This window comes from Vibrio sp. VPAP30, assembly GCF_001188205.1.
Lineage (GTDB): Bacteria > Pseudomonadota > Gammaproteobacteria > Enterobacterales > Vibrionaceae > Vibrio > Vibrio bivalvicida.
Genome location: NZ_LBLS01000036.1, coordinates 184,640 through 209,056, shown reverse-complemented (window position 1 = coordinate 209,056; position 24,417 = coordinate 184,640). Strand labels below are relative to the sequence as shown.

The 24,417-nt window shown below is 45.2% G+C and carries 16 protein-coding genes; 14 read left to right on the top strand and 2 right to left on the bottom strand.

Translation table 11 applies throughout. The features are described 5' to 3' along the window. Positions 1–11 precede the first annotated feature (11 nt). Both ZX61_RS16360 and erpA read right to left on the bottom strand, forming a co-directional pair. On the bottom strand, positions 12–1,094 hold the full coding sequence (locus ZX61_RS16360; protein ID WP_049845665.1) for an efflux RND transporter periplasmic adaptor subunit: 1,083 nt from the start codon (positions 1,092–1,094) through the stop codon (positions 12–14). Between the two features lie 245 nt (positions 1,095–1,339). After that, positions 1,340–1,681, bottom strand: a complete 342-nt coding sequence (gene erpA, locus ZX61_RS16355) for an iron-sulfur cluster insertion protein ErpA (RefSeq protein WP_049845664.1) — start codon at positions 1,679–1,681, stop codon at positions 1,340–1,342. 251 nt (positions 1,682–1,932) lie between these two features. Here erpA and hemL point away from each other — a divergent pair, with 251 nt between their 5' ends. The 14 genes from hemL (at position 1,933) to ZX61_RS16285 (ending at position 24,359) form a co-directional block, all read left to right on the top strand. Beyond that, positions 1,933–3,225: a glutamate-1-semialdehyde 2,1-aminomutase gene (gene hemL, locus ZX61_RS16350; protein ID WP_049845663.1), complete on the top strand. Its 1,293-nt coding sequence runs from the start codon at positions 1,933–1,935 to the stop codon at positions 3,223–3,225. A gap of 263 nt (positions 3,226–3,488) precedes the next feature. Beyond that, positions 3,489–4,574 carry an AI-2E family transporter gene (locus ZX61_RS16345; protein ID WP_049845662.1) on the top strand — a complete coding sequence of 362 codons (1,086 nt, stop codon included), beginning with the start codon at positions 3,489–3,491 and terminating at the stop codon, positions 4,572–4,574. A 79-nt stretch (positions 4,575–4,653) separates the two neighbouring features. Next, positions 4,654–5,676, top strand: a complete 1,023-nt coding sequence (gene rsmC, locus ZX61_RS16340; protein ID WP_049845661.1) for a 16S rRNA (guanine(1207)-N(2))-methyltransferase RsmC — start codon at positions 4,654–4,656, stop codon at positions 5,674–5,676. Positions 5,677–5,883: 207 nt separating this feature from the next. Continuing rightward, positions 5,884–9,270 (top strand): response regulator, encoded by a 3,387-nt coding sequence (locus tag ZX61_RS16335; RefSeq protein WP_049845660.1) that lies wholly within the window; start codon positions 5,884–5,886, stop codon positions 9,268–9,270. 652 nt (positions 9,271–9,922) lie between these two features. Then, a complete protein-coding gene (locus ZX61_RS16330; protein ID WP_049845659.1) occupies positions 9,923–11,605 on the top strand; it encodes an ABC transporter substrate-binding protein in 1,683 nt (560 codons plus the stop codon). A gap of 173 nt (positions 11,606–11,778) precedes the next feature. Then, positions 11,779–12,765, top strand: coding sequence for an ABC transporter permease (locus ZX61_RS16325; RefSeq protein WP_049845658.1), 987 nt, complete (start codon positions 11,779–11,781; stop codon positions 12,763–12,765). A gap of 2 nt (positions 12,766–12,767) precedes the next feature. Then, positions 12,768–13,793 (top strand): ABC transporter permease, encoded by a 1,026-nt coding sequence (locus tag ZX61_RS16320; protein WP_049845657.1) that lies wholly within the window; start codon positions 12,768–12,770, stop codon positions 13,791–13,793. 2 nt (positions 13,794–13,795) lie between these two features. Next, positions 13,796–14,779: an ABC transporter ATP-binding protein gene (locus ZX61_RS16315; protein ID WP_049845656.1), complete on the top strand. Its 984-nt coding sequence runs from the start codon at positions 13,796–13,798 to the stop codon at positions 14,777–14,779. A 42-nt stretch (positions 14,780–14,821) separates the two neighbouring features. Next, positions 14,822–15,817: an ABC transporter ATP-binding protein gene (locus ZX61_RS16310; RefSeq protein WP_049845655.1), complete on the top strand. Its 996-nt coding sequence runs from the start codon at positions 14,822–14,824 to the stop codon at positions 15,815–15,817. Positions 15,818–15,878: 61 nt separating this feature from the next. Continuing rightward, on the top strand, positions 15,879–17,606 hold the full coding sequence (locus tag ZX61_RS16305) for a glycoside hydrolase family 9 protein (protein ID WP_049845654.1): 1,728 nt from the start codon (positions 15,879–15,881) through the stop codon (positions 17,604–17,606). Next, entirely contained in the window at positions 17,599–18,474 is an 876-nt protein-coding gene (locus ZX61_RS16300; protein ID WP_049845653.1) for an N-acetylglucosamine kinase, read from the top strand. Before ZX61_RS16305 ends, ZX61_RS16300 begins: the two co-directional genes overlap by 8 nt. Before the next feature lie 10 nt (positions 18,475–18,484). Continuing rightward, a complete protein-coding gene (locus tag ZX61_RS16295) occupies positions 18,485–20,395 on the top strand; it encodes a beta-N-acetylhexosaminidase (protein WP_049845652.1) in 1,911 nt (636 codons plus the stop codon). A gap of 88 nt (positions 20,396–20,483) precedes the next feature. Next, a complete protein-coding gene (locus tag ZX61_RS16290) occupies positions 20,484–22,892 on the top strand; it encodes a GH36-type glycosyl hydrolase domain-containing protein (RefSeq protein ID WP_049845651.1) in 2,409 nt (802 codons plus the stop codon). A gap of 54 nt (positions 22,893–22,946) precedes the next feature. Then, the gene (locus ZX61_RS16285) at positions 22,947–24,359 is read left to right on the top strand and encodes a phosphoglucomutase/phosphomannomutase family protein (RefSeq protein ID WP_049845650.1); all 1,413 of its coding nucleotides are present in this window, start codon (positions 22,947–22,949) and stop codon (positions 24,357–24,359) included. The last annotated feature ends 58 nt before the right edge of the window (positions 24,360–24,417 follow it).

The following is a 24,417-nucleotide window of genomic DNA, read 5'->3' as shown; positions in this document are numbered from 1 at the left end:
CGTCGCGCCTCCTAGTTTTGCTGTTCAACCGCGATCACTTGATCGCCATCTCGAACAAAGCCCTGACCTGTGGTCACGATGTCGACTTTCTCACCGAGACCTGTCAGCCAAACCCCGTCTTGTTCAGCTTTAACAAGGTTTATCGGTACAAATTTAATCCGGTCATCAACTAAAGTTTTCACCCCTAAGTTTCCCGACTCATCGAGTGCGAGCATCGCCGGAGTCACTTTGATCGCCAATTGTTCTTGCAGATTCAAAGACACTTCTGTACTAATTCCCGCGGGAATTCTCTGCTTAGGATTTGGCAGTTCAATTTCAATTGGGAACGTATTGGTAGAATCAGAAGAGATACGGGAAATGTAACGCACTTTACCTTGTGCCTGTTGACCATTAATAAAACGTACTTTTGCTTGTTGGCCTAAGACCAGATCTTGAATGTGCCGCTCGCTTACATCGGCTTCAATCACTATCTTGCTCAAATCTAGCAAGCTAGCAACAGGATCACCGACACCGACAAAATCCCCTTTTTCAATAAACAGGTGCTCAACAATACCGCTGAAGGGCGTAGTTACTACGGTATTTCTTAGCGCAATCTTAGCGTTACTTACCATGGCTTTTGCTTCAACCAGCCCGGCTTGGGCATTGGTAAACGCTACCTCACCTTGTAACCCTTTACTTTGCAGTGATTTCGCTGCGTTAAACTCTTTTTCTTTGACCTTGAGCATGGCTCTGGCACGATCTAGCTGAATCTCAAGATCCCCTTTATCAATCAGGGCGATCACTTGCCCTTGCTTAACGCTATCTCCTTTGGACACTTTAAGCTGGGTTATCTTCCCTGCGATTTCCGCACCTAATTTGGCTTGCTTGTTAGGTGCAGTGCGGCCATAAAGGTCAATATTCTTATGCGTCGGACTGGCCACAAAGGAAGTAAACGCCACTTTTGCGAGTGGTATTTCTTGCTCACTCTGCTGTGGAGTCGCGTCTTCAGCATTAAGCATACCGACTCCTAGCCAGAGCGTGAGCATGGTGATAAAAAAAAGAGAAACAAGGTACGGTCTTGTCGCGATAAAACGAAACGGAGAGATTCTAGCCATAACTATCCTTAGTGATTCTATATCGCACCCAAATTGCTGCTATTTCACATCAGTTATGCAGTCAATAGGTAAGCCATAGATATAGGCTCGTAAACTAATTACGAGAAGTACTATTCAGGATATAAATTAACCAAATAAAAAGAAAATACAGTTGGACAGTATTTTAGAGTAGGTCTCAGTTTCTAGACGAGAATCGCAGATAAAACAAAGGCTGCACAATGCAGCCTCAGGAAAATAAGTGGCGATTAAACGCTAAATGATGCACCACAGCCACAAGTTGTTGTCGCATTAGGGTTATTGACGAAGAAACGCGAACCTTCAAGGCCTTCAGTATAATCAACTTGACCGCCCACTAGGTACTGCAGGCTCATTGGATCAACCACTAGCGTGACACCACTATTGACAATGGTGGTATCGCCTTCATTAACCGCTTCATCAAACGTAAAGCCATATTGGAACCCGCTACAGCCCCCACCTGTGATATATACACGTAGTTTTAGATTTGGGTTTTCTTCTTCCGCAATTAAAGCGCCGACTCGCTGAGCCGCTGCATCTGAAAATGTTAATGGGATATTTACTTCGCTCACGATGACCTCTCTCAGTCTTCTACATCCAGACTGCACTCACCATCTGGAACTTTAATTTTAATAGTGTAGTGATTATCTAATACCTGAGTGAAGCGTTCAAGTATTCACCACTTTTCTCGCCATTTTTTACACTATATCGAGTTTATTTGCTGACAAAGTATTCAGAATGTGGCGCAAAGCGTTTTATTGAAATGGATAGGGCAGGTACAATGCGAGCCAAATTGGTCCGAGCAATCAAAAGAGGATATCCCATGACCAAATCAGCAGACCTATTTCAAAAAGCACAGCAAACCATTCCTGGTGGCGTAAACTCTCCAGTACGTGCTTTTAACGGCGTTGGCGGCGCACCAATCTTCGTGGAGCGTGCTGACGGCCCATTGATTTTTGATGCTGATGGTAAAGCCTACATCGACTATGTAGGATCATGGGGACCAATGATTCTTGGCCACAACCATGCAGTCATTCGCGAAGCAGTTATCGATGCGGCGCAACGTGGTTTGAGCTTTGGAGCACCGACAGAAATGGAAATTGCTATGGCTGAACTTGTTTCAGAGCTAGTACCATCGATGGAACAAGTGCGCATGGTAAGCTCAGGCACAGAAGCGACCATGAGTGCGATTCGCCTTGCTCGTGGCTACACAGGCCGCGACAAGATCATGAAATTTGAGGGTTGTTACCACGGCCACGCAGACAGCCTATTAGTCAAAGCTGGTTCTGGTGCTTTGACTCTGGGTCAACCTAGCTCCCCTGGCGTACCTGCTGATTTTGCTAAACATACACTAACGGCAAGGTTTAATGATCTAGATTCTGTTCGCGAACTGTTTGCAGCAAATAAAGGTGAGATCGCCTGTATTATTGTTGAGCCTGTTGCAGGTAACATGAACTGTATCCCACCAGTTGAAGGCTTCCATGAGGGCCTGCGTCAAATCTGTGATGAAGAAGGTGCACTGCTGATTTTTGATGAAGTGATGACAGGTTTCCGTGTTGCTCTTGGTGGCGCACAAGGTCATTACAACATTAAGCCAGATCTAACCACACTTGGTAAAGTTATCGGTGGCGGCATGCCAGTGGGTGCATTTGGCGGACGCAAAGAAGTGATGCAATACATCGCTCCGACAGGTCCTGTTTACCAAGCGGGAACCCTTTCAGGAAACCCTGTGGCAATGGCTGCCGGCTTCGCTTGTTTGAACCTACTAAAAGAAGAAGGTAATGAAAAACGCCTTGCGTCTAAAACGAAGCAGTTAGCGGACGGCTTTAAAGCACTAGCAGACAGCCACAACATCCCATTAGTGGTGAATCAGGTTGGTGGCATGTTTGGATTCTTCTTTACGGAACAAGAGTGCATTACAAGTTACGAAGACGTGGCTAAATGCGATATTGAACGCTTTAAACGCTTCTTCCACTTAATGTTAAAGCACGGTGTCTACTTAGCCCCTTCTGCATTTGAAGCAAGCTTCACTTCTCTGGCTCATGGCAGCAAAGAGATCGAAGCCACACTAGAAGCAGCCGACCGCTGTTTCGCCATTCTTGCTGAAGAAGCTTAGGCTCTCGCTCATAGACAGAACAAAGGCTGCCTAATGCAGCCTTTGTTATTTCCAGTTCACAACGACCAAGATAGCCAACCCAAATAAAAGCAAAGAAAACCAAGGTATAGTGCGCTTGGTCTTACGCTTACTATCACTGCAATTCTCTTTCTCGCAACAGCCCATACTTTTTCACTCCACAAATAACATTTTGATTTTGCGTTGAACACACTAACGTTTACCGCCATTATACGGATACAGTGTCGATTACTTGGACAATAAATGTGTCAGATAAAATCAAATTAACTTCCAGCCATTGGGTATTGATTGTTGCACTACTTGCTGCTGGGCTCGCGTGTTTTTTATTGGTTGAGCCATACATAAACTCAATTGTGATGGCGTTTATCATCTCATTACTGATGTTCCCTATTCATGAATGGATAGAGAAGCGTATGCCAAAGCACACCAACTTGGCCTCCCTACTCTCTTGTGTAGTGTTAACTTTCATCATCGTTTTTCCACTGCTGTTTGTCTTTGCCGCTATCGTTCAACAAGGCTCATCATTCTCGCAAAACGTTTACCAATGGGTCACACACGGTGGTATTCAAACCATCTTTGAACACCCTTGGGTCGTGAACGGTCTTTCGTTGATCAATACCTATTTGCCGTTCGATACCATTAGTCCACAAGAAATTGCGCAAAAAGTGGCGCAGTTTGCCACTTCCTTCGGCAGTAACCTTGTTGGTATCAGCGCAAAGATTTTAGGCGATGCGACCAACTTCTTAATGGACTTCTTTTTGATGTTGTTCGTACTGTTTTTCTTACTTCGCGATCATGACAAGATCATCAGCGCGATTCGGCATATTTTGCCCCTCTCGCGAAGCCAAGAAGATAAGCTGCTTGATGAAGTAGAACAAGTGGCGAAATCTGCTGTTATGGGATCTTTCCTAACGGCTATTGCTCAAGGCTTTGCAGGGGGTATCGGAATGTGGCTAGCTGGTTTCCCTGGCCTGTTCTGGGGTACCATGATGGGCTTTGCCTCGTTTATTCCTGTCGTCGGTACTGCGTTGATTTGGATTCCAGCCGCTATTTACTTGTTCTTAACCGGCGATACCACTTGGGCAATCTTCCTTACTGTGTGGAGTGTGGCAATCGTTGGCTCGATTGACAATTTACTCCGTCCACTGCTGATGCAAGGCAGTGCAGGGATGAACACGCTAATGATCTTCTTCTCACTGCTTGGTGGCCTACATCTATTTGGTTTGATCGGTTTGATTTATGGTCCAATAATCTTTGCAGTGACAATGGTACTGTTTAATATCTATGAAGAAGAGTTCCAAGGTTTCCTTGATCGACAAGATCGCAGCTAACGCCTAATACCGTTTATCACTTCAAGATAAGGGAGGATTGTGCGAAAATCCTCCCTCTTTTTTTTACACTGAGTTTGCTATGTCTGCTTATATTGCACCAAGTCAAATTGCTGAAAGACAGCTCGCCTATTTCGAAGGCAAGCATGTTTTGGTCGCTGGAGAAGCTGAGGATCTTTTTCCTATTGAACTAACCCAACACTGTCACTCTGTTACTGTATTCACCACCAACTATGGCTACCATCGACAGTTGAGCACCTATCCACAAGTGAAAAGTGTATTTGGCGCAGAGTTCCACGAGCAAACTCAAGCCGATCTGGTGCTGCTTTACTGGCCGAAAGCGAAAGCCGAAGCGGAGTACTTGCTGGCAATGCTGATGGCAAAGCTAGGCGCAGAGACAGAAATTGTTGTCGTTGGTGAAAACCGCTCAGGAGTAAAAAGCATCGAAAAGATGTTTAAGCCGTATGGCCTAATTACTAAATACGACTCAGCGCGCCGCTGTTCATTTTACTGGGGGCAATGTACTCAAACGCCTAAAGCGTTCAATCTACAAGAATGGTTTAAAACCTACCAAGTCGAGTACCAGCAAACATCGCTCACAATTAAAAGTTTGCCAGGAGTATTTAGTCATGGTGAATTCGATATTGGTAGCAAGTTGCTGCTCGATACGCTACCAGAACTGAGCGGTAAAGTACTCGATTTTGGCTGTGGAGCTGGCGTAATTGGTAGCGTGATGGCACAGTTAAACGCAAACATCGAACTAGAAATGTGTGATATTAGCGCACTGGCCGTAGAATCCAGCAAAGCGACCCTAGCAGCCAACGGATTTACCGGTAAAGTGTTTGCCTCCGACGTCTACTCTGACACTAGCAATGATTACGATTTTATCATCAGTAACCCACCGTTCCACGCCGGGCTCGATACCAGCTACAGCGCAACAGAAGACTTACTTGCTCAAGGAGCAAAACATAGTGCTAAACAGGGCAACTTGTATATTGTCGCGAACAGTTTCCTCAAGTACCCGCCGATTATTAAGCAAGCTTACGGTAATTGTGAGACGATAAATAAGACCAATAAATTCACCATCTATCACGCAAAAAAATAGTCAAACAACCCAATCCAGCGCTTGGATTGGGTTACATCCCACCTAATCATACTAAAATTGCGCCATTCTCCACGCTTTACTAGCAACTTACTTGTCAAAGTAAAAAAACTCGTTAATTTTGTCATCTTAGGAAAATAACGTTTTGTCTAGCTTACTTGGGTGCCGATACCCACTAAGCCGTATTCTCACGGAAACATTACTCAGGCTATGTTTAAGTTTTATCGAAAACAGAAGTTTAAACGCCTTCAGAGTACATTGATGCTGGCATTTTTGGTGTTAAGTATTACTCCTCTGACGGTTATTGCGATCTTTTTCTTACAATCCCACACTCAAGACCTTCAAGAGCAGAGTACTTCGCACCTTATCTCTGTGCGAGACAGTAAGCGTCAACAGGTCATTGATTACCTATACGCTAAAGAATCTGAAGTAATGGGTTTTGTTCGTTCAGAATTGGCTTATGCCAGTGGCGGGCGTTTCTATGGCTTAGTCAACGCGTTTAGTAGTTTAGGATTGGATATAGAACAAGCTCGCGAATATGCCCAACGTCGCTACATTCAAGGCTCCGGTGACCAGATCAAGACCTCAATCTTACCTCAGTCGAGCGTCTATAACGGCACAGAGCGATACCGTCTCTTACACAAGCGCTACCATTGGGCCTACCTAGAGCTATTAAAACGCTCTGACTTTGATGACATTTTACTCGTCGATAGAGAGGGTAACGTCACTTACTCGATCTATAAGAATGATAACTACGGCACCAACTTATTGACGGGAAAATACAAAGACGACAATTTGGGCAAAACCTTCACCAAGCTACGTAACTTGGTTACCGATAAACGCAAAACCAATGAAGATTATACACCGCTGATTATTTCTGACTTCTCACAAGAACAAGGAAAGACGGTCGCTTGGTTAGGTGCGCCAATTATTCAACAAGGCTATCTACACAGTTACGCGATGTTTAGATTGCCAAATAATGGCATTACTAAACTCATCGCAGACAACAATAATCTAACCTCGATGAAAACTTTGCTAGTTGGCTCAGACCATCACTCTCGAACCCTTGCCTACCAACAACAAGACATAGATAAAAGTCGTCAAGTGATCGACTTAGCGCTCGCAGGTGCCACCGACGTGGGCACTTATAGCAATACGGAAAACGAAGCGATCATTGCAGCCTATAGTCCTATCTCGTTTAAGAGCATTGATTGGGCAATAGTGGTTGAAGTACCCGAAAATGTTGCTTTCGCTCGCGTCCATCAGCTTGAAACCCTATTCATCTTCGCCATGCTCACTGCCATTCTTTTGGTGGTGATGGCCTCTCACTATTTGTCGAACTTTATTACCTCCCCACTACTACAGCTCACTTGGGCAGCAGAAAAAGTCTCAGCTGGTGATCTCGATGCCGACATGAACAATACTCAACGCAAAGATGAGATCGGCCGCCTAGCCATCAGCTTTGAACGTATGCAGCGTTCAATCAGAGAAAAGATTCAACTGATAAAGCAGCAAAATGAGGAGCTAGAAAGCAACCTAACGCTGATTCAAAAGCAAAATGAAGAGTTGCAGCTTGCCAATAAGCTGAAAGATGAGTTTTTAGCAACGACTTCTCATGAGCTTCGCACACCACTACATGGAATGGTGGGTATTGCGGAAGCGTTAGCCTCAGGTGCTAACGGCCCGCTCACCTCAGAGCATAAGTATCAGCTCGATATCATCATTAATAGCGGTCAACGATTGGCTACTTTGGTCGACGACCTGCTCGACTACCATAAAATGCGTTATGGAAATCTCGACATTGACACAAGTGCAGTTGATCTTGCTGGTTCAACCCGCTTGGTACTAGAGCTGTCATCCCACCTTATTGGTTCTAAGCCACTGCGTATCATTAACCAAGTTCCCGATGATCCCGTTTGGGTTAGCGCAGATCCACAGCGACTGGAGCAAGTGCTGTATAACTTAGTTGGTAACGCAATCAAATACACAAGCGAAGGTAAAATCGTCATTTCTGCAAGCGTAGTAGATGACAATATCCGCGTTCAGGTGGTTGATACTGGGCAAGGTATTCCAGCGGATCAGCTTGACCACATCTTTGAACCTCTCATTCAAGCCGGAAGTGACTCAAGTCGTTATCGTCAAGGGGCGGGGTTAGGTCTATCGATTAGCCGACAGTTAATTGAGCTAATGCATGGCACGCTCTATGTAAGTAGCCAACCTATGGTTGGGACCACCTTTAGCTTTACCTTACCTATTGCTAGTGTTGAACAAATAGAACAAGCAAACCACTATGAATCCGCGCACTTTAAAGCACCAAACACAGGTGATATTGAGTTAGAGGAGCCAACCAGCCTACCCGAAAACCCGGATGGCCCTCTGCTTTTAGTGGTCGACGATGAACCTGTCAACCTTCGCGTTCTGGATAGTTTCTTGCGTCTTGAGGGATATCGTGTTCGAACTGCCAAAGATGGTCATGAGGCACTCGAAGCCGTTAGCAAAGAAAAACCCGAACTGCTGCTGCTCGATATTATGATGCCAGGAATGAGTGGTTACCAAGTATGCCAAACGCTACGAGAAACCTATGACCATGCTGCATTGCCTATCATAATGCTCACGGCATTGAATCAAACCGATGATCGTGTGCGAGGCTTTAATGCAGGAGCAAACGACTATCTTTCTAAACCTTTTAATAAGCAAGAACTTGCAGCTAGAATTGTCGCACACCTTACCGCAAGTAAGGCAGAACTACGACGTATAGAAAACCAACAGCTTCACCAAGAACTCAAGCAAAGAGCCATCGTTGAAGCCAGCTTACTTGAAACACAAGGGCGCCTATTAGAGCAACTAGAGACAGCACCTGAAGCGATTGTTTGTGTACGTGAAGACCACAAAATTCGCTTTGCTAATGAGGCAGCATCTAGGTTATTCAAACGCTCAACGGAACAGCTAAAACGCTCTAGTGCTGAGGAAATCATTGCGCCTAAATTCCTCAATGTAGAACAAGAGCATTATTGTGGCACCATTGATGTCTACGTTGAAGATGTCAGACAACATCTGTCGGCAGACATCTTGAAGTTACCTGATGGTGCTGGGCTACGCTCTATATACATCTTCAACGTAGGCGGCAGTATCAATGCAACCAGAATGAATAATCTAGAGACAGCGATTGAAGCATTATCGATCTTTGCTTTTGAAGGTGACAAAGCCAAACTGCAAGAGCTTAAAGAGTTAGGCGGTGAGTTTACTCGTTTAGCTGACCGAGCAACCAATGATAATAAGTCTAAGCAAGAGGTAATGCGTGAGGTATTAGTGGATGCGATGACAAGTGCCCTCGCCTATTGGGAATCAGTCACAGGACAAAGCAAGTTTACCTTTGCCGAACAAAGTGGTTTGTGGCGCGTCTACCTTGACCGGAGCACCTTACAAACGCGTACTCTTGATAAATACCTTCGTCCAGAGACATTACCAAAAACGCCACGCTGGCGAACAGTACTCAGCTCTTTGGATTACATTCTTGAACACTGCAATGAGTATAGCCCGGAACGAACTCACGTTGAGGGGTTACGTGACAAGTTGCAACACTTACTGACCAGTTAGTCTCAGATACCTCTCTCCTCCTAAGCCTGCTCACGCAGGCTTTTTTATTTCCCTCATTTCCAACTCTACATTGGTCTTTAGCCATTAATACGCTGCGTAAAACAACTCTAATAAGACAACAAAAACACCGATCGTGAAGTGATATCTTTTTGCAGAAAGTGGCGCTATAGACTGCTTTACGAACAAAAATAGCGCAGATTGCGAAGCCAATCACAACAAGACGGCAGTTTTAATTTATCGATAAAAATTAACACTACTCAAGCTAGGTGATTAAGATCTCAAGATCTTAAATACAGCAAAAAGAAGCCAAACTATAAGCCCAGTAGCGTTAGTAAACACTTACATTAATAAAAAAAGAAGGAAGCTATGCGACTTAGTTCAAATCCAAGAAATCGCTTAAAAAAACCACATCTCTGTTATTTTTGACATTATTGACGTCGCAAAGGCAGTTTTTAACGTTTTTAACGGGAATGGCGATTGCGAAAATTAACGTAACAGTGTTTTCTTACTGTGCCTAAGGCTTACAGGCCACTCTAAACTTCCCGTCACCTCCGACATGAAGTTACCTACAAGAGGTAGGCCTTAGTGAGTGTTTATCAATTGATGACATTCCATCCATTAGTGAAATGAAAGCAAATAGTAAGGAACAGCTATGCTTGCCAACATTAAAAAAACAGCACTAGCAACAGCAATTATTGCAACAGCAACCACTGGTTTTACTTCAGTAGCAGCTGCAGCTGAACGCAGTGAACTAACTATCCACCCTAAAGAATACACCACTTTTGTCCGTAACTTTAACCCATACCTAGGTGCGACAAACCTACATACAACAACGGACTTCTTATATGAGCCACTCGTTGTTTTCAACGAAATGCACGGTAATACTCCAGTATTCCGTCTAGCAGAGAACTACACAATTGCAGACGATCTACTAAGCGTTGTATTTGACCTACGTAAAGGTGTGAAGTGGTCTGACGGTGAAGCATTCAACGCAGACGACGTGGTATATTCTTTCAACCTAGTTAAAGAGAAGCCAGAACTTGATCAAAGCGGTATCAACTCTTGGGTTTCTAGCGTTGAGAAATTGAACGACTACCAAGTTAAGTTCAACATTAAGGAAGCTAACTCAAATGCTGCTTACGAAATCGTAAAAGTACCTGTAGTACCACAACACGTATGGAGTAAGATTAAGGATCCTTCGACATTCACTAACGAGAATCCTGTAGGCTCTGGTCCATTTACTGAGATTGCAACTTTCACTCCACAGCTTTACATTCAATGTGAAAACCCGAACTACTGGGATGCAGATAACCTAGATGTAGACTGTCTACGTGTTCCACAAATCGCGAACAATGATCAGTTCCTAGGTAAAGTAGTAAACGGCGAAATGGACTGGACCTCATCATTCATTCCAGATATCGACCGTACTTACGCTGCTGCGAGCCCTAACCACCACTACTGGTACCCGCCAGCAGGTACACAAGCATTCGTTGTTAACTTCAAGCATCCAGATACCGCGAAGCACGAAGCGCTATCAAACGTTGATTTCCGTCGTGCATTCTCAATGGCTCTCGACCGTCAAACAATTATCGACATCGCGTTCTACGGCGGCGGTACAGTAAATGATTTCGCTTCTGGTCTAGGTTACGCATTTAAGACTTGGTCTGACGAAACTACTCACAACAAGTACAAGGGTTACAACACGTACAATGTAGAGGGTGCAAAAGAGCTACTTAAGAAAGCGGGCTTTAAAGATGTCAACAATGATGGCTTCGTTGATACTCCATCTGGTAAGTCGTTCGAGCTATTAGTTCAGTCACCAAATGGCTGGACTGACTTTAACAACACGGTTCAACTAGCCGTAGAGCAGCTAGCTGAAGTAGGTATCAAAGCGAAAGCACGTACTCCAGACTTCTCTGTGTACAACCAAGCAATGCTAGAAGGTACTTACGACGTTGCATACACCAACTACTTCCACGGTGCAGATCCACATCTATACTGGAACAGTGGTTACAACTCAGAGTTACAGTCGGGCGACGGCATGCCTCGTTTTGCTATGCACTACTTCAAGAACGATAAACTAGATGGCCTACTTAACAGCTTCTACAAAACAGCTGACAAGAACGAACAGCTAGAAATCGCTCATGGTATCCAGCAAATCATTGCATCCAATCAAGTAACGATTCCAGTGTTGTCAGGTGCTTATATGTTCCAATACAACACAACTCGCTTTACTGGTTGGTGGAACGAAGAAAATCCAAAAGGCCGTCCAAACATTTGGGCCGGTATCCCAGAGCGTCTACTTCACGTACTGGATCTAAAACCAGTTAAGTAAGTAGTTGTTCTATCTTGCGGCGCATCTTCTGTGCGCCGCCTAATCCCCCTCTCTTTAAGTTGATTAAAGTATGGCGCCAGTCGTCAGGGGATTATTCGCTCTAAATTTCAACTTTCGCTAGGAGCGACCTGAAACCAGAAACAGGGAAAATCTGGGTAAGTAAGGTGTGAGTTATGGGTTATTTTTTAAGACGTTTGTCATTCTATTTAGTCGCGCTGTTAGTTGCTGCGACACTAAACTTTATTATTCCTCGTGCAATGCCGGGTGATCCGGTGACCATGATGTTTGCCAATGCATCAGTTCAAGTAACACCCGAACGCATTGCAGCAATGAAAGAACTGTTAGGCTTTGTCGATGGTGGCCTTTTTGTTCAGTACATTGCTTACATGAAAAATATTCTTAGCTGGGAACTGGGAACATCTATTCAGTTCTATCCGCTATCGGTAAATAAACTACTCGGCGGTGCTTTTGGTTGGTCACTCTTCCTTGCCGGCAGCGCTGTAATTCTTTCTTTTTCGATTGGCTCCATACTGGGCATTTTCGCTGCATGGAAGCGCGGCAGTAAATATGATGCCTTTGTAACTCCTGGCATGTTGATTGTTCAAGCAGTACCGCAAGTGGTTATCGCTATGCTTGCTCTCTTCACTTTCGCTATCGGTCTAAAGTGGTTCCCTACTGGTTACGCCTACACGGCAGGAACAGTGCCAGACTGGACCAGTTGGGCGTTCTACAAAGACGTGGCTTACCATGCCGTTTTACCGCTGTTTTGTGCTTCAATCATTCAGATTGGCGGCTTCTTGGTCAACATGCGTAACAACATGATTAACCTGCTAGCAGAAGATTACATCACGATGGCGAAAGGTAAGGGCCTAAGTGAAAACCGAGTGGTTTTTAACTACGCAGCACGTAACGCACTGCTACCAAGTGTTACCGCCCTATCAATGTCTTTAGGTATGGCGATTGGTGGTCAGTTGATTGTAGAAATCATCTTTAACTACCCAGGTCTAGGTACAGTTCTTCTTAATGCGATTCACGCTCGTGATTATCAAGTTCTTCAGGGGCAATTGATCATTATGACGCTGTTTATGCTGTCATTTAACCTCATTGCCGACATGCTTTACGTTGTACTAGATCCTCGCCTTCGTAAGGGAGGGAAATAATCATGAAAGATCTATTTAAACTGATCCTAGGCAATGCATATGCACGCATCGGCCTAGTTATCGTCTCTTTGTTTATCTTTGTCGCGGTAGCAGCACCACTGCTGACTCAACATGCTCCAGATAAACGCACTGGTAATCCACACGAGTATCCGAGCTTTGTCGTCAAATCAGCGCAAACGAATCCGGATGGTTTTATCGCTGAAAACTTAGCCACTGATCGACGAACTATGATCATGTCAAAAAAAGCTGAGCATGTACTAGGCACTAGCCGTATGGGTCGTGATGTTTGGTCACAACTTGTTTACGGAGCACGAATCTCGTTAGGTGTGGGCTTTGGCGCTGGCTTAACCGTATGTTTCCTTGCCACTGTAATTGGTATTTCAGCTGGTTACTTTGGTGGTCGAGTCGATGATGTACTGACTGCCGCGATGAACATCATGCTGGTTATTCCACAATATCCGTTGTTGTTTGTTTTGGCTGCCTTTATAGGTGAAGCAGGGCCACTTACCATCGCCATTATTATTGGCTGTACTTCCTGGGCTTGGGGCGCGAGGGTCATACGCTCGCAAACACTCGCCTTGCGAGAGAAAGAGTTTGTAAAGGCAGCAGAAGTACTGGGTGAATCTTCATTTCGAATTATCTTTGTTGAAATCCTACCAAACTTGATTCCAATCGTCGGCGCGAGCTTTATTGGCTCGGTTATGTATGCAATTGGTATGGAATCCATTATCTCGTTCCTTGGTCTTGGCGACCCAAATACCATCAGTTGGGGCATCATGTTGTATAACGTGAACCAATCTTCAGCAATGCTTATCGGAGCATGGTGGGAAGTATTGGCACCGTGTATTGCACTGGTACTACTGGTAACAGGTCTCTCACTACTGAACTTCGCAGTAGATGAAATTGCTAACCCACAATTACGTTCTCACAAAGGTATGAAGCGTTGGAAGAAACTTGCTGCGCAAGACCAAAAAGAACGCACGCCAGAAATGCCACCACAGAATGCACTTTGGAGCGGAGATAAATAATTATGACTAGCCCACTAATTTCTATCCGCAATCTTTGCGTTGATTACATCACAGATGCTGGCGACGTTCGCGCTTGTAACAATGTCAGCTTCGATATCGCCCCTGGTGAAGTATTTGGCTTAGCTGGAGAATCTGGTTGTGGTAAATCAACGGTCGCCTTCTCACTCATGCGTCTGCATAAGCCACCAGCATTTATCACTGGAGGTGAGGTCATCTTCAACGGTGAAGATATCCTCAAGTACAGCGACCAACGTATGCAATCGTTCCGCTGGAGTGAAATGTCGATGGTGTTCCAAAGTGCCATGAATGCTCTGAATCCTGTATTGACGATGGAAGAGCAGTTCTGCGACGTTATCATGCGTCACACGAATATGACTCGTGAACAAGCACGCAAACGCGCTGAAGGTCTGTTGGAAATCGTTGATATTCACCCTAGTCGACTCACGGACTACCCGCACCAATTTTCTGGAGGTATGCGTCAGCGCTTAGTCATTGCAATTGCTCTCGCTCTCAATCCCAAAATGATCATCATGGATGAACCAACAACAGCGCTAGATGTAGTAGTACAACGCGAAATACTGCAAAAAATCTATGCACTAAAAGAAGAGTTTGGTTTTTCTATCCTGTTCATTACTCATGACATTTCGTTAATGGTCGAGTTCTCAGATCGTATCGGGATCATGTATTCGGGTGAACTGATTGAAGTCGCTCCATCTAAACAGATTCTGGAAAGCCCATATCACCCTTACACTAAAGGACTAGGTAGCTCTTTCCCTCCATTAACAGGGCCAAAAACTAAATTAACTGGCATCCCTGGAAACCCACTCAACCTGCTAGAAGTTCCACAAGGTTGTCGTTTCCAAGCACGTTGTAATCGCGTGCACGAGGCATGTACTCGCGTTCCAACTCAGTTAAGACAAATCGAGCCTAATCGTTTCTCAAATTGTCACCTTTACGGTGAACCGATAGCTCAACATAAACTCTAGCGAGCCATTGAGAAATAACTATAAAGATTACTGGAGACAATTATGAGCAAAGAATATGGCGAGCTACTGATAGAAGGGAAAAATCTAGTTAAAGATTTTCCAATAACGAGTAACTCTTTACAACAGCCGATGATGCGCGCCATCAACGACGTATCATTCAAAATGTACAAAAGCCGCGGTCTGTCTGTGGTTGGTGAGTCAGGTTCAGGAAAATCAACCACTGCCAAGATGATCGCCAAAATGTATGCCCCGACAGATGGCATCATCGAATACAAAGGGCGTGATATCCAAACGATCGATTCACGTTCAGATTTAATGGCCTATCGCGAAGGCGTGCAAATGGTTTGGCAAGATCCATTTGGTTCACTAAACCCAACCCATAACATTTACCATCACATCCTTCGACCATTGCTGATCCACAAAAAAGTCGATCCTCGCAACAAGAAGGAGCAGGAAGAACGCGTTTATGATTTATTGGAGCAGGTCGGTCTGATCCCACCAAAAGAGACCGCACAGAAGTTCCCACATCAGTTATCGGGTGGACAACGTCAAAGGGTTAACCTAGCACGTAACATTGCTGTTGGTGCGGAAGTGGTGTTGGCTGATGAACCCACCTCCATGCTTGATGTGTCTATTCGTGCTGGTGTATTGAATTTGATGGAAGAAATGAAGTTTGAGAAGCAGATGTCTCTACTTTATATCACCCACGACATCGCTACTGCACGCTACATCGCAGAAGACCTTGCGGTAATGTACGTTGGCCACATGGTTGAGTGGGGAGACACAGAAGAAATCATTCACAACCCTCAACACCCTTATACACAACTATTGGTATCAGCGGTGCCTGATCCAAGCAAATCAATTCATGAAAAACTGAAAGGCAACAAAGGGGAGATCCCTCTATGGACACCAGCCTCGGCAGGCTGTCCATTTGCAGGACGCTGTCAGCATGCTTCAGACAAATGCCGCGAGCAATTGCCTGAAGTCATTCAGCTCTCTGACAACCACTTTGTTCGCTGTTACCTATACGAAAGCTAACACCAATAGAGCCAAGGAAAACCTTGGCTCAACCTATACCAAGATTTTTTCGGAGATTTTAATGCTGCTACTTACTAACCATATTGGTTATGAAGCCCTTGGGCCAAAGCAGGCTATTTTGATGACTCGCAAGACACGACTTTCATCTACCACTGCGTTGTTAGTTTGTGCCTACAGTCATCAAACTGTGGCAACTTTTGCTATTGAGAAAGGCACAAAGGTCGCTAATTGGCACCAAGGGAGTTTTTTTCGTATTGAATTCTCTGATTTTGAACAAGCTGGACGCTTCTACCTAAGAATTGAAAATCTCCGTTCTGAAGTGTTTGCGATTGAGCAAGGCCTATTGCTCAAAACGACTTTTTCCGACCTGCTCCACTACTTCAAGTCACAACGTTGTGGTGGCCGCTTTGACAAGCAAGATAAACAGGTCCCTATTCTCGGTAGTGATCAAACCGTTGATGTTCAAGGTGGTTGGTACGACGCATCAGGTGATGTCAGTAAATACCTTAGCCATCTCTCTTACGCCAACTACCTAAACCCTCAGCAAACACCTATGGTGGTGTGGAACATGCTAAAGGGTCTAGAACTTGTTGAGCATGGTGAAAGCCTGCCAGCCTTCTCTAAGATTCGTCTCACCGAAGAAGCACTGTTTGGCGCAGATTTTCTCGTGCGCATGCAAAATCAAGCAGGCTACTTTTACATGACGGTATTTGATAAATGGTCAAAAGATATCAATCAACGCGAGATATGCGCTTACGCCACGCAAGATGGTCACAAATCTGAAAACTATCAATCGGGCTTTAGGCAAGGCGGTGGCATTGCGATTGCGGCTCTAGCAAGTGCCGCTCGCTTGAAAGAAAGCGGTCACTTTAGCAATCAAGACTATTTAGCTGCGGCAGAAAAAGGTTACTGGCACCTTAAAGAATTCAACCGTCAATACTTAGATGATGGCCAAGAAAATATCATTGACGAATACTGCGCTCTGCTCGCTGCGACCGAGCTTTTCCGTACCACGGCAAGTAAACAGTACCTTGAAGAATGTCACTACTGGAGTGACCAGCTTATCTCACACCAGCAAAGCGACCAAAACTTCACCCACTTTTGGGCAGCAAATCAAGACGGCAGCCGACCATATTACCACGCGGCAGAATCAGGGTTACCAGTTATAGCCTTGTGCGAATACCTCAATATCGAACCCAATAAGGACAGAAAGCAGCACCTAATCAAGGTCATCAACCAAGCGGTAAAGTTTGAACTTACGATTAGCAATATGGTTGCAAACCCGTTTGGTTATCCTCGCCAATATGTCAAATCTGTCGATGGTGAAAAACGTGATGCATTCTTTGTCGCGCAGAACAATGAAACTGGTTACTGGTGGCAAGGGGAGAACGCTCGTTTAGGGTCACTAAGCAGCATGGCATTTTTGGCCCTAGCGCATATTGAAGACCATACAACGCAACAGCAACTGCTGACGTTCGCGCAAAACAATCTCAACTGGATCTTAGGTCTTAACCCTTACCATATGTGCATGCTGGATGGACATGGTATCAACAACCCAGATTACCTACCGCAGCTTGGATTCTTTAATGCAAAGGGCGGAATTTGTAACGGTATTACCGCAGGCTTCGAAGATGAAAACGACATCGCCTTTAACCCAGTGAAACAGAAAGACGACATGCTACAAAACTGGCGTTGGGGGGAGCAATGGATTCCTCATGGCGCTTGGTATTTGCTCGCGATACTCAGTCAGTTCGCCTACTTCAATACTGAGGAGACAACCAATGAATAAGCTATTTGTCGGTATTGATGGCGGCGGTACATCCTGCCGCGCCAGAATTCGTGATGAGCAAGGCACACTCATCGGCGAAGCGAAAAGCGGAAGCGCCAATATATTACTTGGTATAGAGGTTGCAATGGCTTCCATCATGCAAGCTATTACTGTAGCCGCTATTGAGGGTGGTTTAAACACAGGCGATTTTGCTCGTATGCACCTTGGTCTCGCTCTAGCAGGTGCCGAGCAAAAATCAGCATGGCAAGCATTTATGGATCAGTCACACTCGTTTGCGTCTATGGTACTCAATACCGATGCGTACGGCGCATGTATTGGTGCTCATAATGGTGACGCTGGGGCGATTGTGATTGCAGGAACAGGCTCTTGCGGTATCTACCTTGAAAATGGTCAACAGCACATCGTCGGTGGACGCGAATTTCCAATCTCTGATCAAGGTGGTGGCGCTGTTATGGGTCTACGCCTTATTCAAAAAGTCCTCCTTACTCAAGACGGCATTGGTGAAGTAACCCCTCTTGTTCAGCACGTTCTCGCTCATTTTAACCATGATGTAGACCAAATCGTGGCATGGTCTAAATCAGCCTTGCCACGAGATTACGGGCAGTTCTCCCCAGCAATTTTTCAACACGCTAATAAAGGTGACAACTTAGCAATTGAAATGCTTAAGCAAACCGCCAGTGACATTGAAATGATCCTAGTGGTACTTAATCGTAAAGGTGCTACTCGCATCTGTTTAATGGGCAGTATTGCCGAGCGCATCAAAGCTTGGCTATCTCCACCTATTCAGTCTTGGGTAGTTGAACCACAATTTGATGCCATCGAAGGCGCGATCATGATTGCTGGTCAACCTAAGCACAACCTGTATTAAGGATAAGTATATGAGCTTTCGCGTCGAATTAGCCGTCCTATCCGAACAAAAGCAGTTTTGCCGTTTTGGTTTAACTTTACACAACCTTACTGACCAAGCACTGCAAAATTGGCAACTGCAATTCATCATAGACCGCTTCATTTTGCCAGATAGCTTTACTCACGGGGAAATCGAACAGATAGGCAGTTTCTGTATAGTCAGACCTGACATCAAAGTTCTCGATGCCAACCAACATTATTACTGCGAGTTCAGTATCAATACTGCGCCACTTCGTTTCTACACGGATGGTTTTAAAGACGCGGTTATTATCACCGATGATGGCAAGGTAAAGCATACCGTCGTACTGACACCAATAGCCCTAGCCTCGCCTTATCGCGAGCGTGCTGAACTTCCACAGGTTGCTGAGCAAGCCATAGCCCTGATTCCAAAACCAAATAAGGTTGAACATTTTGATGGCGAGTTCCAACTGACTCGCTCAAGCCAAATTACATTGCAAGCTAATCTGGCCGAGAAAGCCGCGACTTGGTTGCAATTAGAGCTAGAACGGTTATTTGATTTTAAAGCGCAAACCATAGGTCATAGCGAGATTATTTACCGCAATAATCCAACACTTGATGAAGGTGAGTACCAACTTACCGTTGCAAGCTCTGGGGTCCGTCTTGAAGCGGGGTCTCGTAGCGGTTTTGTCCACGCTAGTGCAACGCTATTACAGTTGATTACAAAAAATGATCAACGAAACCTAACCATTCCGTTTATTAAAGTCATCGATACTCCACGCTTTAAGTATCGCGGCATGATGCTCGACTGTGCACGTCATTTTCACTCCGTCGATATGATTAAGCGCCTGCTCAACCAACTGGCACATTACAAATTCAATACTTTCCACTGGCACCTTACTGATGACGAAGGCTGGCGCTTAGAAATCAAGGCTTTGCCTGAGCTGACACAAGTGGGTGGATATCGTGGAGTCGGAACACAGTTGGAACCTCAATACAGCCACCTAGCTGACATTTATGGCGGTTACTACAGCCAAGAAGAAGTCAAAGAGGTGATTGCTTACGCAGAAGAACGCGGGATCAATATTATCCCAGAAATCGACATTCCAGGTCATTGCCGCGCTGCGATCAAGTCTCTGCCTAAGCTACTGCAAGATCCCAATGATCGCTCGCAGTATCGCAGCATCCAGCACTACAACGACAATGTTCTTTCTCCTGCCCTAGCCGGTACATACGAGTTTCTCGATAAAGTGCTCGAAGAGGTGGCTGAGCTATTCCCCTCTCTTTGGGTTCATATCGGTGCTGATGAAGTACCTGACGGTGTCTGGCTAGAGAGCCCTGCATGCCAAAAACTGATGCAAGAGAAAAATTTCCAAAGCCCTAAAGAGCTACAAGGTCACCTATTGGGTTATGCAGAAAGAAAACTTCGCTCGTTGGGTAAACGTATGGTGGGCTGGGAAGAAGCTCAACACGGCAACAAAGTGAGCAAAGATACCGTTATCTACTCATGGCTTAGCGAAGAAGCAGCCCTCAACTGCGCTAAGCAAGGCTTCGATGTCATTCTGCAACCGGGCCAATCTACTTATTTGGATATGACTCAAGACTATAGCCCAGATGAACCCGGCGTCGATTGGGCCGCTGTGATCCCACTTGAAAACGCCTATCGTTATGAACCATTAGCTCAAGTGCCCGATAGCGACCCGATAAGAAAACGAATCTTAGGCATTCAGTGTGCTCTTTGGAGCGAAATTATCACTGAACAGAAACGAATGGATTATATGGTTTTCCCAAGGCTAACAGCAATGGCTGAAGCCTGTTGGACAGAGAAACCTCAACGGAATTGGGAAGATTACTTAGCACGGCTGAAAGGGCACCTGCCTTTACTCGAAAAACAAGGCATTAACTTCCGTCAACCGTGGAAATAACACTGGAGCGAATGGTGAACATTCGCGGTTTTCACTAGCTTTAAATTTTTGGCTGCTAAAGTGGCAGCTTGGTAAAAAGGAAATTAACATGAAATACGGCTATTTCGATAACGACAATCGTGAATACGTCATCACTCGACCAGACGTACCTACGCCATGGACTAACTACTTGGGCACAGAGAAATTCTGTACTGTCATCTCGCACAATGCAGGTGGTTACTCTTTCTACAACTCTCCTGAATATAACCGTGTTACCAAATTCCGCCCCAATGCAACCTTTGACCGACCGGGCCATTATGTCTACCTGCGTGATGACCAAACTGGTGATTACTGGTCAATTTCTTGGCAACCAGTCGCAAAAAGCTTAGACGAAGCAAACTACGAAGTTCGTCATGGTCTGTCTTACTCTAAATTCAAATGTGAATACAGTGGTATCACCGCAACGAAGACACTGTTCGTACCTAAAGGTGAAGACGCTGAAGTATGGGATGTAGTGATCAAAAACACTTCCGACAAGCCACGTACCATCAGTGCATTCTCATTTGTCGAGTTCTCATTTAGCCATATTCAATCTGATAACCAAAACCACCAAATGTCACTATACTCAGCAGGTACTGAGTACAAGGATGGCGTGATTGAGTATGACTTGTACTACAACACCAACGACTTTGAAGGCTTCTATTACTTAGCGTCAACATTTAGCCCTGACTCATACGATGGCCAACGTGATAGCTTCCTTGGTCTTTACCGCGATGAAGCAAACCCAATTGCCGTCGAACAAGGTAAGTGTTCAAACACAGCGCAAACTTGTTACAACCATTGCGGTTCACTCCACAAACAATTCACGATCCAGCCGGGTGAAGAAGTACGCTTTGCTTACATTCTAGGTATCGGTAAAGGCAATGGTGAGCGCCTACGTGAGAAATACCAAGATCTAGCCAATGTTGATGCAGCATTTGCTGGTATTAAACAGCACTGGAACGAACGTTGTGAGAAATTCCAGGTGAAGTCTCCAAACGAAGGTCTAGACACCATGATCAACGCTTGGACTCTTTACCAAGCTGAAACCTGTGTCGTATGGTCTCGTTTCGCTTCATTTATCGAAGTCGGCGGACGTACAGGTCTAGGCTACCGCGATACTGCTCAAGACGCGATTTCAGTCCCTCATGCAAACCCTGAAATGACGCGCAAACGCCTCATTGATCTACTACGTGGTCAGGTGAAAGCGGGTTACGGTCTGCATCTATTTGATCCAGACTGGTTCGATCCAGAGAAAGCAGACGTTGAACCATCAAAATCACCAACGGTTGTCCCAACACCTTCAGACGAAGATAAGATCCACGGTATCGAAGATACCTGTTCTGATGACCACCTATGGCTAGTGCCTACCATCTGTAAGTACGTAATGGAAACCGGTGAGCACAGCTTCTTTGATGAGATGATTCCATACGCAGACGGTGGAGACGCTTCTGTCTATGACCATATGAAAGCGGCGCTGGATTTCTCTGCTGAATACGTTGGCCAAACGGGTATCTGTAAAGGTCTGCGTGCGGACTGGAATGACTGTCTAAACCTAGGTGGTGGTGAATCATCAATGGTTTCATTCCTACATTTCTGGGCTCTACAAGAGTTTATCGACCTAGCTAAGTTCCTTGGTAAAGAGCAAGATGTAGCTAAGTACACTGAAATGGCAGCGAACGTTCGTGAAGCGTGTGAAAGTCACCTTTGGGATGACGAAGGTGGTTGGTATATCCGAGGCCTAACAAAAAATGGTGACAAAATTGGCACTGCGCAACAAGCAGAAGGTCGTGTACACCTAGAGTCAAACACACTAGCGGTTCTCTCTGGTGCAGTTTCTCAAGAGCGCGGCGAAAAAGCGATGGATGCGGTAGATGAGAACCTATTCTCTGAATACGGCCTGCACCTGAACTCACCTTCATTCGCTACACCTAACGATGATATCGGCTTCGTAACCCGCGTATACCAAGGCGTTAAAGAGAACGGAGCCATCTTCTCTCACCCTAACCCATGGGCATGGGTTGCAGAGGCGAAACTTGGTCGCGGTGACCGTGCAATGAAGTTCTACGATGCACTTAACCCATACAACCAAAATGACATCATCGAAAAACGTATCGCTGAACCATACTCGTACGTTCAGTTCATCATGGGTCGTGACCACCAAGACCACGGCCGTGCAAACCACCCTTGGTTAACAGGTACATCTGGCTGGGCATACTTCGCCGTAACCAACTTCATCTTAGGTGTACGTACGGGTTTCGATGGTCTAACGATTGATCCATGTATCCCAACGAACTGGCCTGGCTTCGAGGTAACTCGTCAATGGTTAGGCGCGACTTACAACATCAAAGTTGAGAATCCGAACTCAGTGAGCAAAGGCGTTAAATCAATCACTGTTAACGGTGAACTTATCACTGGCAACGCTGTTCCGGTTCAGGCTGATGACAGCATCAATGACGTTGTTGTTGTATTAGGTTAATTGTCGCTAGAGCCTCTTCACAGAGGCTCTTTGTTTACTTAAAGGATTAAAACCATGATTAAGTTCGGAACAGGTGGCTGGCGCGCATTTATCGGCGAAGAATTTACCAAAGACAATGTCCAACTTGTTGCCCAAGCACTGGCCAACATCATTAACAACGAACAAGTCGCAGATACAGGCTTTGTCGTCGGTTATGACCGCCGATTTTTATCAGACAAAGCTGGCCGCTGGTTTACAGAAGTGCTCGCAGCAAACACTATCAAGGTGAGCTTTATTGATAAGTTCGTCCCAACCCCTATCGTGATGTTCAAAGCCAAAGAGATGGGCTGTGCCTACTCTGCGTGTATCACCGCTTCACACAACCCAGCCGACTACAACGGTATTAAGGTGTTTATTGAAGGCGGACGCGATGCAGATGAGGTAATCACTGAAAAGATCGAAACGCAAATCGCACAGCTAACACTAGCAAAAGTAAAGTCGGTCGATTTCGACCAAGCAGTTGAAGATAAGCTAATCGAAGTGATTAACCCAATGAACGAGTTTGTCGACTCAATCATTAACTTTATCGACATTGAATCCATTAAAGAGGCCAATCTACGCGTGCTGATCGACCCGATGTTTGGTGTTGCTAAAAATGCCTTGCAGACTGTTCTTATCAACGGTCGCTGTGATGTCGACGTGATCAATGATGGCAAAAATCCAGACTTTGGCGGCTTAATGCCCTCACCGAGCGCCGCGACCTTGTACAGGTTAAAACACCTAGTTGCCGCTGAAGGCTACGATATTGGTATCGGAACCGATGGTGATGCTGACCGTTTAGGTATCATTGATGAGAAAGGTCACTTTATTCACCCCAATGAAGTTTTGATCCTACTCTACTACTACCTATTAGAGTACAAAGGCTGGAAGGGCTCTGTGGTGCGTAACATTGCTACGACTCACATTCTCGATAAGATCGCTGCCGAACACGGCGAGAAATCATTTGAGGTACCTGTAGGCTTTAAACATATCAGTTCACAGATGGAAGCAGATGACTCACTGATCGGCGGTGAAAGCTCCGGTGGCTTAACGATTCGCGGTCACATCAAAGGTAAAGATGGCGTATTTGCCTCAAGTCTGCTGGTCGAAATGATTTCAGTAACGGGCAAAAAGCTCTCAGAACTGCTGGATGAGATATACAGTAAGTATGGCTATGCCTATACCGCAGAAGGAGATTGCACTTTTAAGCCAGCGCAAAAAAAACTGCTATACAACCGAATTTATGTTGCAAAGCAGCTGCCAGAGTTTAACTTTGAAATAGATAAAGTCAGCTACGAAGATGGCGCTAAGGTTTACTTCAAAAATGGTGGCTGGGTGATTGCTCGCTTCTCTGGTACTGAGCCGCTATTGCGTATCTTTGCCGAGATGGCAGATAAAGAAACTGCGGAACAAGTTGTGCTGCAAGTAAAAGAGTTTCTGCAACTCTAGTTAATCGAATTCACTACCCTATAGGTGGATATAATTGGCCCGGCTTCATTCGCCGGGC